Annotated in this window: 12 protein-coding genes; 11 read left to right on the forward strand and 1 reads right to left on the reverse strand. The window is 51.6% G+C overall.

The features are described from left to right. Positions 1–280: 280 nt before the first annotated feature. From HMPREF9371_RS04250 to HMPREF9371_RS04280, 7 genes are all read left to right on the forward strand, one after another. Positions 281–553 carry a type B 50S ribosomal protein L31 gene (locus HMPREF9371_RS04250; protein ID WP_009118696.1) on the forward strand — a complete coding sequence of 91 codons (273 nt, stop codon included), beginning with the start codon at positions 281–283 and terminating at the stop codon, positions 551–553. Next, a complete protein-coding gene (gene ykgO, locus HMPREF9371_RS04255; protein ID WP_009118697.1) occupies positions 553–678 on the forward strand; it encodes a type B 50S ribosomal protein L36 in 126 nt (41 codons plus the stop codon). Before HMPREF9371_RS04250 ends, ykgO begins: the two co-directional genes overlap by 1 nt. A 201-nt stretch (positions 679–879) precedes the next feature. Further along, the gene (locus HMPREF9371_RS04260) at positions 880–2,361 is read left to right on the forward strand and encodes an FAD-linked oxidase C-terminal domain-containing protein (RefSeq protein WP_009118698.1); all 1,482 of its coding nucleotides are present in this window, start codon (positions 880–882) and stop codon (positions 2,359–2,361) included. Between the two features lie 153 nt (positions 2,362–2,514). Next, positions 2,515–3,333 carry a glycosyltransferase family 2 protein gene (locus HMPREF9371_RS04265; RefSeq protein WP_009118699.1) on the forward strand — a complete coding sequence of 273 codons (819 nt, stop codon included), beginning with the start codon at positions 2,515–2,517 and terminating at the stop codon, positions 3,331–3,333. Positions 3,334–3,345: 12 nt separating this feature from the next. Then, a complete protein-coding gene (locus HMPREF9371_RS11565; protein WP_009118700.1) occupies positions 3,346–4,584 on the forward strand; it encodes an exopolysaccharide biosynthesis polyprenyl glycosylphosphotransferase in 1,239 nt (412 codons plus the stop codon). Positions 4,585–4,649: 65 nt separating this feature from the next. Continuing rightward, the gene (galE, locus tag HMPREF9371_RS04275; RefSeq protein WP_009118701.1) at positions 4,650–5,666 is read left to right on the forward strand and encodes a UDP-glucose 4-epimerase GalE; all 1,017 of its coding nucleotides are present in this window, start codon (positions 4,650–4,652) and stop codon (positions 5,664–5,666) included. 109 nt (positions 5,667–5,775) lie between these two features. Continuing rightward, positions 5,776–6,114 carry a ComEA family DNA-binding protein gene (locus HMPREF9371_RS04280; protein WP_040660151.1) on the forward strand — a complete coding sequence of 113 codons (339 nt, stop codon included), beginning with the start codon at positions 5,776–5,778 and terminating at the stop codon, positions 6,112–6,114. A 462-nt stretch (positions 6,115–6,576) separates the two neighbouring features. Here the strand turns inward: HMPREF9371_RS04280 and HMPREF9371_RS04285 are convergent, their stop codons facing one another. Beyond that, on the reverse strand, positions 6,577–7,194 hold the full coding sequence (locus HMPREF9371_RS04285) for a LysE/ArgO family amino acid transporter (RefSeq protein ID WP_009118703.1): 618 nt from the start codon (positions 7,192–7,194) through the stop codon (positions 6,577–6,579). Between the two features lie 122 nt (positions 7,195–7,316). On the opposite strand from HMPREF9371_RS04285, the gene HMPREF9371_RS04290 reads away from it, so the two are divergent. The 4 genes from HMPREF9371_RS04290 (at position 7,317) to HMPREF9371_RS04305 (ending at position 11,383) form a co-directional block, all read left to right on the forward strand. Further along, positions 7,317–8,264: an ArgP/LysG family DNA-binding transcriptional regulator gene (locus tag HMPREF9371_RS04290; protein WP_050797906.1), complete on the forward strand. Its 948-nt coding sequence runs from the start codon at positions 7,317–7,319 to the stop codon at positions 8,262–8,264. Positions 8,265–8,354: 90 nt separating this feature from the next. Continuing rightward, positions 8,355–9,242, forward strand: a complete 888-nt coding sequence (locus HMPREF9371_RS04295; protein WP_009118705.1) for a LysR family transcriptional regulator — start codon at positions 8,355–8,357, stop codon at positions 9,240–9,242. Positions 9,243–9,776: 534 nt separating this feature from the next. Beyond that, on the forward strand, positions 9,777–11,165 hold the full coding sequence (locus HMPREF9371_RS04300; RefSeq protein WP_009118706.1) for a Na+/H+ antiporter family protein: 1,389 nt from the start codon (positions 9,777–9,779) through the stop codon (positions 11,163–11,165). Then, positions 11,165–11,383 carry a SlyX family protein gene (locus HMPREF9371_RS04305; protein WP_009118707.1) on the forward strand — a complete coding sequence of 73 codons (219 nt, stop codon included), beginning with the start codon at positions 11,165–11,167 and terminating at the stop codon, positions 11,381–11,383. Before HMPREF9371_RS04300 ends, HMPREF9371_RS04305 begins: the two co-directional genes overlap by 1 nt. Positions 11,384–11,591: the final 208 nt, after the last annotated feature.

The raw sequence follows: 11,591 nt of genomic DNA on the forward strand, positions 1-11,591 counted from the left end.
CACTTCGCACGTAGGCTCAAGACTTTGAAGGGGCTGACGCCCTACGAATTCATCTGCAAACAGTGGAATGACCAGCCTGAACGCTTTAGAATAAATCCATACCAGCTAATAGCGGGACTAAATACACCGCTAATGGCGGGACTAAATACACCAAAGTATTGGGATATCTGATGGAGCGTGCGTACCAAACGGCCGTTAAGAATGTTTGAGAATAATTCTTGATTTTGCCTATAGATTCTCATATAATGTTATATTATAACAATAGAAAGTGAGATTGGTCATGAAACCCGGCATCCACCCTGAAAATTACCGTACCGTGTTGTTTTACGACAGCAGTGCCAATGAAGGTTGGTTGATTCGTTCTTGTGCGCCCACTACCCAAACCATGCAATGGACGGACGGGCAGGAGTATCCTGTTTTTATGCTGGATACTTCGTCGGCCTCACATCCAGTTTATACCGGTCGCCAGCGCGAACACAGCAAACAAGGCCGAGCCAGCGTGTTTACCCAGCGTTACGGCAATATGATGAATGCCTTGAAAAAGGATAAATGATGCAAGTCCTGTCTTCTTTGAAATCGGCCAAAAAACGTCATCGCGACTGCCAGATTGTGCGGCGTAAAGGCAAAATGTATGTTATTTGCAAAAGTAATCCGCGATTTAAGGCGCGGCAACGCTGACACTGCTTAAATCTGTATGGCAAGAGGCTACCTGAAGGTTTCAGGTAGCCTTTACTATTGCGCTTTTGGTAAAAGCACTTGTTTTTTATTTATGAATTATCAAGTTCTCTGATTGTATTGTGAGTGTAACCGCTGCAGCAGTAAGCGGTTTATGGTACATTTCCGCTTTATTTCATCCATAACGATCAGTCTAGGGACACGATGCGCTCTTTACACGAACTCACCGCCGAAGAACGTGCCTCCATCGTCCGCACTTTGGCGGACGAATGGCAGGAAATGGAAGTATTGGTAACCGAATCCGAAATCACGCCTTATGAGTGCGACGCCATGTCAGCCTTGCGCGTGCGGCCGTTGATTGTGGTGTTGCCGGAAACCGAAGCCCAAGTGCAAAAAGTATTGCGCACCTGTTTCCGCTTGAATATTCCCGTTGTGCCGCGCGGCGCAGGTACCGGTTTGGCCGGTAGCGCGTTACCGCAGGAGAACGGCGTGTTGCTGGTGATGACCAAGTTCAACCGCATTCTGGAAGTGAACCAAGCTGCGCGTACCGCCACGGTGCAGCCGGGCGTGCGCAATTTGGCCATTTCCGAGGCCGCCGCCCGTTACAAACTTTATTATGCGCCCGATCCTTCCAGCCAAATCGCCTGCTCCATCGGCGGCAATGTGAACGAAAATTCCGGCGGCGTGCATTGTTTGAAATACGGCCTGACCGTAAATAATGTACTGAAAGTTCGGGCGATTACGATTAGTGGCGAAGTGGTGGAATTCGGCAGCCACGCTTTGGACGCACCCGGCTTGGATTTGCTGACTGTGTTTATCGGCAGCGAAGGCATGTTTGCCGTGGTAACCGAAGTGGTGGTGAAGCTGATTCCGACCCCGCAGCTCGCGCAAGTGGTGATGGCCAGCTTTGACGACATGGGTAAGGCCGGCAATGCGGTGGCCGATGTGATTGCCGCCGGCATCATTCCCGCCGGTTTGGAAATGATGGACGGCCCCTGCACCCGAGCGGTGGACAGCTACCTGAATATCGGCTACGACACCCATGCCGAAGCGATTTTGCTGTGCGAAGCCGACGGCACGCCGGAAGAAGTGGCGGAAGAAATCGGTCGCATGAAAGAAGTGTTGGAGAAAAGCGGTGCCATCCGTTTGCAAGTGTCCCGCAACGAAATTGAACGTTTGGCTTTTTGGTCGGGCCGAAAAAATGCTTTTCCGGCTGCAGCACAGTTGAATGCCGATTATTACTGCATGGACGGTACCATTCCGCGCCGCCACATCAGCCAAATGCTGGCATATATTGCCGCCCTTGAGCCGAAATACAATCTGCAATGTATTAATGTGTTCCATGCGGGTGACGGGAATATGCATCCGCTGATTCTGTTCAACAGCGCCAATGAAGGCGAATGGGAGCGGGCTGAGGCATTCGGGGTGGAAATCCTCGAAGAATGCGTGCGCCTAGGCGGCACCATCACCGGCGAACACGGGGTGGGGATGGAGAAAATCAATCAGATGTGCGTTCAGTTCAATAATGCGGAACGCGAGGCATTTTGGGGCGTCAAATATGCGTTTGACCCCAGCGGTTTGCTGAATGCGGATAAAAATATCCCCACCAAAAACCGTTGCGCAGAATATGGCAAATTGCATGTGAAAAACGGACAAATGCCGTTTCCGGAGTTGGAGCGGTTTTAGGGTTTTGCAGGAGTGTCGGTCTAAACGATTCATGCCTCAGAAAAATACGATAGAAAGATTTTTCTGAGGTATTTGTATGGATATTTTATTTTAAATACAGTTGCTAGAAAACATCTACATTTAGCGATTGTTTTGTTGGCAGGCTGATATCTGATGATTCCATTTTCTGTTTTGATGTCTCTTTATATTCGGGAAGAGGCTGAGTTTTTACGGCAGTGCCTGGATAGTTTGCTTCGGCAAACTATCCAGGCAAATGAAATCGTGTTGGTATTTGATGGGCCAATTATAGCTGAGCTACAACACGTTGTTGAGGCGTATCAATCCAAACTGCCTATTAAAGTTATTCCTTTGCCTCAAAATGTCGGCTTAGGAAAAGCATTAAATGAAGGTTTGAAGCATTGCAGCCATGATTGGGTGTTTCGTATGGACACCGACGATATTTGTGTACCTGATCGGTTTGAACGACAGGTAAAATTCATACAGAAGAATCAAGATATTGTTATTTTGGGCGGCTCAATCCTTGAGTTTAATCAAATACCATATGATTTAAATGCAGTAAAGGATGCACCTGAGACACATCAGGAAGTTCTTGAATACTCTAAACGAAGGTGCCCATTTAATCATATGACTGTAGCCTACCGAAGAGATGTGATTACGTCCTTAGGAGGCTACCAGCATCATTTGTTTATGGAAGATTATAATTTATGGCTGCGTGTTATCGGTGCTGCTTATCCAGTAGCCAATATTCCAGATATTTTAGTGTACGCCCGCATCGGTAATGGGATGCATCAGCGGCGTCGCGGATGGCAGTACATGAAAAGTGAGAAGCAACTGTTAGACTTGAAATTGAAATTAAAAATTCAATCTCCTTTATCTGCTTATATTCTATTTTTAGTTCGTGCAGGTATACGAATGATGCCAAGTACTTTATTAGTTAATTTTTATTCTACTTTCCTAAGAAAAACTAAATGAAATTATATTGACATGAGTAGATTTTTGTATTCGTTTCCTATCCGTTTATGGGTAGGGGTAGGTATCAGTGCTTTTTTACCATATATTATTTTGTTGCCTTGGTTAGGAAAATATCAGGGGCATGTTTATATTATCAGTATGTTGGCGGTGGCAGTTGCTCATTCCATTAGTGCTAAATCTCTGTTTTCTATTACCAACTATCCCGGCAGGAAGTCAATATTTTCAGTACTGCCTAATTCAGTCTTGTGGTTCTTGTCTGCTTGGACAGTGCTGAAGATATTAGGATTGTCTTATTCTTTATGGTTTTTGCTGCTTGGCTTCATTACTTCTTATGCAATATGCTTATGGGGATTTAGACTGAGAAATCACAAGCAGCCAGTTTTGGCTTATCTACCATTTGCAAAAGCAGCCAATGCTAATTTATTACCTGACGTTCACTGGATTGAATTGGCGGAGCCAATTAATATACCGCTATCTCAGATACAGGGTTACGTGGCAGACCTGTATGATCCAAGTTTAGATACGAAATGGAAAAAATTTTTCACACAACAATTACTAAAAGGCATTCCTATTTATCATATCCACTCAATAGAAGAAGCCTTAACTGGACGGTTGAAAATTCATCATATGTATGAAAACAGCTTAGGAGCGCTATTGCCCTCTAAAAATTACATGAGACTTAAATATCTAATAGATGTTATTGTCATATTATGTAGCCTACCAATCACGCTACCTATGATGCTGATCATAGCCATTGCTATTAAACTGGAGAGCCCCGGACCGATTCTTTTTGTACAAAATCGAGTTGGATTAGGAGGAAAAGAGTTTAAGATTTATAAATTCAGAAGTATGTGCAGAGACTCCGAGAAAGATGGGGCCAAATTAGCGGCCTTAGGAGATATGCGTGTGACAAAAGTAGGAAGATTTATCCGAAAAGTACGCATCGATGAGATACCACAATTTTTTAACATTATCAAGGGAGATATGAGCTTAATTGGTCCCAGACCAGAGCAAAAAGCTTTCGTTGATGAGTTTCAGGAAAAAATTCCTTTTTATAATTATCGGCACGTGGTAAAACCAGGTATTTCTGGCTGGGCTCAAGTAATGCATGGTTATGCTACCGATGTAAATGAAACACAAATTAAATTAGAGTATGACTTCTATTACATAAAGCATCTTTCTTTTTCATTAGATGTGTTGATTTTTTTTAAAACCATTAAAACCATGCTCACCGGTTTCGGCGCGCGATAAATGTTTTCAGGTAGCCAGGGTATTGGGTGGCTACCTGAAAACATCATTACAAATAAGGAACAATCATGGCGGTTTTGGTAACCGGCGGAGCCGGGTTTATTGGTTCGCATACGGTGTTGCAATTGTTGGAAGCCGGTTATGAGACAGTAGTACTGGATAATCTTTGCAATGCTTCGGAGAAGTCTTTATTGCGCATTGCTGAGATTAGCGGCAAAGAGCCGGTTTTTTATCGCGGCGATATTCGAGACCGTGAATTGTTGCGGCAAATTTTTGACCGCCATCCGATAGAAACCGTGATGCACTTTGCCGGCTTAAAAGCGGTGGGCGAAAGCGTGCGCGAACCGGTGAAATATTACGACAACAATGTTTCAGGTAGCCTGATTCTGGTAGAGGAAATGGCTAAAGCGGGCGTGTGGAATATAGTTTTCAGTTCGTCGGCTACTGTGTACGGCGATCCCCCCAGCGTGCCGATTACCGAGTCGTTTCCCACCGGCGGCACAACAAATCCTTACGGTACTTCCAAACATATGGTGGAGCGTATCTTGCAGGACATTCAGGCTGCTGATCCGCGCTGGAGTGTGATCCTGCTGCGTTATTTTAATCCCATCGGGGCGCATGAAAGTGGTCGAATTGGCGAACAACCCAACGGCATTCCGAATAATCTGCTGCCTTATGTCTGCCAAGTGGCGGCAGGCAAGCTGGAGCGGTTGTCGGTTTTCGGCAGCGATTATCCGACGGCAGACGGCACCGGTGTGCGGGACTATATTCACGTGGTGGATTTGGCCGACGGGCATTTGAAAGCCATGCAGGCTAAGGCGGGCTTGGGTGGCATGCATATTTATAACCTCGGCACCGGCAACGGTTATTCGGTGTTGGAAATCGTCAAAGCCTTTGAGGCGGCATCCGGCCAAACCGTGCCTTATGTCCTGTGCCCCCGCCGGCCGGGCGATATTGCCGAATGTTATGCCGACCCTTCCCGTGCACAAGCGGAAATCGGCTGGCAGGCCACACGCGGGCTGAAAGAGATGATGCAAGACGCTTGGCGCTGGCAAAAAAACAATCCGAATGGTTTTGATGATTGATTGTTGTGTAAAACCGCTTGCCGAATAAATAAAGAAACTTTACTCTATTGGTGCCGTTTGTGAAAACGGTACCTTTTTTATTATTGATGATATTCAAAGGAGTATGGCCATGAAAAAACTGCTGTTCATGTTGTTTACTTTGTTGAATGTTTCACTGTTGTGGGCGCAAGTCAATATCAATACGGCCACGGCCCAAGAGTTGCAAACCTTAAACGGCATCGGCCCGGCCAAGGCGAATGCGATCATCGAATACCGCAATGCCAACGGTCCGTTTAAATCGGTGGAAGAGCTGAAAAACGTCCGCGGCATCGGCAGCGGTGTCACATTCCAACGCATTTCCGAGCAGGTGACCGTGGGTGGTTCGGCTGCGCAACGGCCTCCGGCCCAACCGGCAACCCGCCCCAATAACCGTCCGGCGGCACAACAGCCTGCAGCGGCCAAGCCCTAATTCCTATATTGGCCGATGGGCTTCCCCTAAGCATTTCAGGTAGCTTCTAGCTACCTGAAATGCTTAGGGGAAGGATCTTGCGAAAATTAACCATATCAATACAACTTGTGACATAGCAACAATCGCTCACAGTCTTTGGGACAATTTGGGACAAACAGATTCAGATAGAGCGAACCATCGGCACCCAAACAGATAAATACACTCAAACTGACATACGCTCCCGAAAACATCTAAAAGTTTTCAGGTAGCCTGAGACCTTTGCACAACCCCAGATGTGGATGCAGTTCAAGACGTAGCAGCGCAGCGAACGTGAACGCTAGGAATCCCTGTGGAACAAACATATCACACGATAGGCAAGTGAGCGAGCAGTACCAATAGGGCATAAACGCACAACACAAAAATGCGCCGCAGATGGGTGTTGTGGAAAGGTCTCAGCCTTTTTGGCAGTGGGGCGCCTGTTATTTACCACACCGTCCGCAGCAGGCCGATGCCCAAATAGGCCATCATCAGCGCAATCAGCGTGTCCAAGAGCCGCCATACGCCCTCGCGGCGGAACAACGGTTGCAGCAGGCGGGCGCCGAAGCCCAAGCTGCAGAACCACAATACCGACATGCTGGCCGCCCCCAGCCAGAACGCCCACTTTTCCGCTGCGGCAAAACCAGCCGCCACACCGCCGATCAGCAGCACGGTATCGAGGTAGACATGCGGGTTAAGCAACGTCATCGCCGCCACCGTGGCCAATACCTTGCCCGCCGGCTGCGGCCGGGTGTGCTCCGTATCCAGCACCAGATGCCCGCCGCCCTGCCAGGCGCGTTTCGCGGCCAGCAGGCTGTAGCCGAGCAGAAACAGCCCGCCGCCCCACGTCATCGCCTGCAGCAAGCCGGGCGAAGCAACGGCCACCCGGCCCAAGCCCCATACTCCCGCGCCGATCAACAGCATATCGCACACGCAGCAAAAGGCCACCACCAGCGGCACCTGCTGCTTGAGCAGGCCCTGCCGCAGCACATAAGCGTTTTGCGCGCCGATCGCCACAATCAGCCCCGCGCACAGCATCAATCCTTTCAGATAATAAGCCCACATCGGCGCTTCCTTTCTCTTGCTTGTCTGAGGCCGCACTATGCCGCAAAATCCGTTCGGCGGCCATGCGCTGCAATACGATTCAGGCTACCTGAAAAAAACGCATCCCCATCTTGGTTTCCATTATGCTCACCGATCCCAAACTCGCCGCCGCTTTTTTGCAGGTATTGGCCAGCGGCAGCTTCGAGCAGGCCGCAGCCGAGCTGCATCTGAGCCCGTCTGCCGTGTCCCAACGCATCCGCCGCTTGGAGGCGCAAACCGGTTGTCTTTTGCTCACCCGCCGTCCGCCGTTGCGGGCCACGCCTGCCGGGCGCAAGCTGGTGGGCTATCTGCGCCGCGCCGATATGCTGGCGCAGGAAATGCAGCGCGAACTGGCTGCCGAACCGCAGCCTTTCGTGCTGCGGCTGGCGGTGAATTACGACATTCTCGATACTTGGTTGATGCCGGTGTTGGCGCAGTTGAAACACCGCCACCGGCTGCTGTACCGCCTGCATGCCGACGACCAAAACCATACCCTCGATTTGCTCACCGAGGGTGAAGTGCACGCTGCCCTCAGCAGCCGCAGCGAGGCGCAGCGTGCTGGCGAAGTACACTATTTGGGGGCACAGCGTTACCGCTTGTTGGCCGCTGCCGAGACGGCGGCGCAATGGTTTGCCGAAGGGGTGGATCGCAGCAGCCTGCGTCGGGCCCCATTGCTGGTGTTCAACCGCAAAGACCGTTTGCAGCATGATTTTTTGCAGACACACTTCGGCATCCGGGCCGATCATTGCCAACAGCATACGGTGCCCTCGAACAACGCTTTTTATCAGGCGCTGCGGCTCGGTTTCGGTTACGGCATGATTCCCGACTGCCAAAGCCGTGACGATTTGGCGGCCAGTTTGCTGTGCGACTTGGCTCCCGGCCGTTTTGCCGATGTGCCGGTGTATTGGCACGGCTGGCAAGTATCGCCGCCACTGATGCAGCGGGTACGCGAAGACTTCGCCCGCATGGCGGCCGCTTATTTGGACGGCGCGGCCCGCGGGGATGGACAATATTCGGGTGAAAGCGGTATCGGTTTCGCTGTGCAGTCTTGATTTGCATTCAGAATAAACGTATCTTCACAATGCAAGCCTGACGGCACACCGCAAGCCCTTCCGCCCTCCATCCAACGCAGGGAACACGCCATGGATCTCAACCAGTTAAAAAGCTTTGTCGCCGTTGCCCACCAAGGCAACCTCACGCAGGCAGCGGAAAACCTGCACCTTTCTCAGCCGGCCGTTTCCGCCCAAATCAAAGCCATCGAGCGGCATCTCGACGTACAGCTTTTCGAACGCAATGCCCAAGGCATGAGCCTTACCGCCGCCGGCAGTGCGCTGCTGCCCGAAGCGGAAGCCCTGTTGCGCCACATGCACCGCCTCGACCATTTCGCCAGCCGCTTGGCCGGCAGCCACACCGATGTGCTGGAAGTGGGCATCATCCACCCCTTGAGCAGTAAAAAAACCGCACAGCTGGCCCAGTGTCTGCGCGACGAGCTGCCCGATGTGCACCTCAAATTCCGTTTCGGCCTCAGCGGCGACCTCATCAATGCGGTGCGTAAAAAAGAGCTGCACGCCGGTTTTTTTCTCGGCAGCAACCCCTACCGCAGCGTGCAGGCCGTGCCTTTGGAGCAGGTGGAGTATGTGCTGCTCTGCCATCATGACGAGGCGGAAACCGTCCGCGCCGGTCTGCCCAAGAGTTTGAACCGCTGCAACTGGATCGATATGTCGGCCGCTTCCGGCAGCAGCAAACACATCCAGCAACTGTGGCGGCAGCTGAAGGTGTCGCCGCCTAGCCGCATCCAATGCGACCGCCCATCGGCCATGATCGATATGGCCGCCCAAGGCTTGGGTGTGGCCTTTGTGCCGCGCCGCGCGGCTGTGAAAGCCATCGGCAGCGGCCTGCCGGTGGCGGTGGTGGAAGAAGTGGCTGCCGCCATCGAATTGAATTTCGTTTATCCTGCCGAGTATGAGGAAAACCCGTTGGTATCGGCCTTGGCCGAAGTGGTGGCGCGGGTGTGGCCAGCAGCGGTATGAAGCGGGCAGAGGTGTCGGCATCAAAAGATTGAAATCTTGAAACAGTGCGTGCGGCATATTTTTGTTGCGCATTTATCAGATCGCCATATCACCTTCACGCCCATCAATATGCGATCTTTGCAAAACCTCTTGATGTAAATGCCGTTCAAGGTATCGCAGCGCAAAAAGTGTGAACGCCAAAAATTCCTGCGGAACAGACAGTTCAACTACACGGCTAAGCGGGCAGTACTCCCGGGGCATAAACAACGCACAATGCAGAAAGACACCGCAGATGGGGGAAGATTCCGAGGAGCGAAGTAACGGAAACCTTGTGGGCGGAGGTAAGATCTAAAACGCCGTTCTGAACATGGCGTCCAACAACACCTCTTAAGGACGCATCTTCGGCAGATTTCGGGCTACCTGAAAACACTTTCAGGTAGCCCGAAATATGCTTAAACAATTCACTTAACATGACTTTCTGATTCTTAACGATTGCTTACCCTTTGCCGCATTGTTATACTCACGCTTTTGTTTTTATTCAGGTGTAATCGAAACATGAATGCTGTGGTTTTGGCCGTATTGGTCATGCTGTTGTTATCGGTGGCCAGGGTGCATGTGGTGTTGAGCCTGGTCATCGGCGCGTTTGTGGGCGGCTTGGTGGCCGGCCTGCCTTTGGCCGACATCAAAGACGCCGTATCCGGTGAAGTGCTGACGCAGGGCGTCATCACCCATTTCCAAACCGGTTTGTCGGGCGGTGCCAAAATCGCTCTTTCTTATGCCATGTTGGGGGCCTTTGCCATGGCCATCACCCATTCCGGCCTGCCGCAGCAACTGGCCGGTGCCGTGGTGCGGCGTATGGAAGGCAACGGCCGGCGCGACACCATTCCTTCAGCCGTCAACTGGGTGAAATGGGCGCTGATCGGCGCTTTGCTGGTGATGGGCGTGATGAGCCAAAACGTGATTCCCATCCACATCGCCTTTATTCCGATGATTGTGCCGCCGCTGCTGCTGGTGTTTAACCGCATGCAGATCGACCGCCGCCTGCTGGCCTGCGTGATGACTTTCGGCCTGGTCACAACTTATATGTTCTTGCCCGTCGGCTTCGGCGTCATTTTCCTGAACGAAATTCTGCTGGCCAATATCGACAAAGCCGGCATGAACGTGAAAAACCTGTCTGTGATGCAGGCGATGGCGATTCCCGCCTTGGGCATGGTGGCCGGTTTGCTGGTGGCCGTGTTCATCAGCTACCGCAAACCGCGTGCTTACCGCAACACCGAAGCCGATTTCCGCGCCGAACAACGGGCCGAAAGCCAAGCCAAAATCTCTCCCTACCGCAGCTTGGTGGCCGCGTTGGCGATTGTGGTCGCCTTTGTGGTGCAGCTGGTTTACGACGACGCCCTGCTGCTGGGCGCCATGCTCGGCTTCGCCGTATTCATGGCGCTGGGCGTGGTGCGCCGCCAGGAAGTGGACAGCGTGTTTGACAGCGGCATCAAAATGATGGCGATGATCGGCTTCATCATGATTGCCGCACAAGGCTTTGCCGAAGTGATGAAGGCCACCGGCCAGATCCAATCGCTGGTGGACAGCAGCGCGGCCCTGTTTGCCGGCAACAAAGGCGTGGCCGTGCTGGCCATGCTGCTGGTTGGCCTGCTGGTTACCATGGGCATCGGCAGCTCGTTCTCCACCCTGCCGATTATCACCGCCATCTATGTGCCGCTGTGCATCAGCATGGGCTTTTCGCCGCTGGCCACCGTTGCCATCATCGGCACCGCCGGCGCCTTGGGCGATGCCGGCTCACCCGCTTCAGACTCCACCCTCGGCCCGACTTCCGGCCTGAATGTGGACGGCCAGCACGACCACATTTACGACAGCGTGATTCCCACTTTCCTGCACTACAACCTGCCTCTGCTGGCTGCCGGCTGGATCGCCGCCATGGTGCTGTAATGAATCATCCGGAAGAACGGCTCACCGAGCTGGAAATCCAGCTGGCCCTGCAAAACGAATTATTGGACAGCCTGAACGGCACGGTAGCCAAAATGCAGCAAACATTGGATCTGCAACAGGCGCAGCTGCGCTGGCTGTATAGCCGGCTGAACGAAAGCAGTAGGCAACACGGCGACAGCCCGTTCGACCCTGCCGCCGAACTGCCGCCGCATTATTGAACCGCCGGAAAAAAATTCAGGCTACCTGAAAACTGTTTCAGGCAGCCTCTTTAAAAATGTCAGAAAGCGAGAGAAAAAACACTACCCATAATAGACCATAATAGAGGCAACTTTTAGGCAATCAAACCGGTACTTTGGCGTGAAGAGACATACCGGCCCTCGAAATATTTTGCCATCACATATCTGATTTTAAGTAGCCAAATTAGAG

Source organism: Neisseria shayeganii 871 (genome assembly GCF_000226875.1).
In the GTDB taxonomy this organism is placed as follows: domain Bacteria; phylum Pseudomonadota; class Gammaproteobacteria; order Burkholderiales; family Neisseriaceae; genus Eikenella; species Eikenella shayeganii.

Bases quoted from the DNA above. Each gene is read 5' to 3' on its own strand.
- HMPREF9371_RS04250 (WP_009118696.1), top strand. From the start codon at position 281: ATGAAACCCGGCATCCACCCTGAAAATTACCGTACCGTGTTGTTTTAC.
- ykgO (WP_009118697.1), top strand. From the start codon at position 553: ATGCAAGTCCTGTCTTCTTTGAAATCGGCCAAAAAACGTCATCGCGAC.
- HMPREF9371_RS04260 (WP_009118698.1), top strand. From the start codon at position 880: ATGCGCTCTTTACACGAACTCACCGCCGAAGAACGTGCCTCCATCGTC.
- HMPREF9371_RS04265 (WP_009118699.1), top strand. From the start codon at position 2,515: ATGATTCCATTTTCTGTTTTGATGTCTCTTTATATTCGGGAAGAGGCT.
- HMPREF9371_RS11565 (WP_009118700.1), top strand. From the start codon at position 3,346: ATGAGTAGATTTTTGTATTCGTTTCCTATCCGTTTATGGGTAGGGGTA.
- galE (WP_009118701.1), top strand. From the start codon at position 4,650: ATGGCGGTTTTGGTAACCGGCGGAGCCGGGTTTATTGGTTCGCATACG.
- HMPREF9371_RS04280 (WP_040660151.1), top strand. From the start codon at position 5,776: ATGAAAAAACTGCTGTTCATGTTGTTTACTTTGTTGAATGTTTCACTG.
- HMPREF9371_RS04285 (WP_009118703.1), bottom strand. From the start codon at position 7,194: ATGTGGGCTTATTATCTGAAAGGATTGATGCTGTGCGCGGGGCTGATT.
- HMPREF9371_RS04290 (WP_050797906.1), top strand. From the start codon at position 7,317: ATGCTCACCGATCCCAAACTCGCCGCCGCTTTTTTGCAGGTATTGGCC.
- HMPREF9371_RS04295 (WP_009118705.1), top strand. From the start codon at position 8,355: ATGGATCTCAACCAGTTAAAAAGCTTTGTCGCCGTTGCCCACCAAGGC.
- HMPREF9371_RS04300 (WP_009118706.1), top strand. From the start codon at position 9,777: ATGAATGCTGTGGTTTTGGCCGTATTGGTCATGCTGTTGTTATCGGTG.
- HMPREF9371_RS04305 (WP_009118707.1), top strand. From the start codon at position 11,165: ATGAATCATCCGGAAGAACGGCTCACCGAGCTGGAAATCCAGCTGGCC.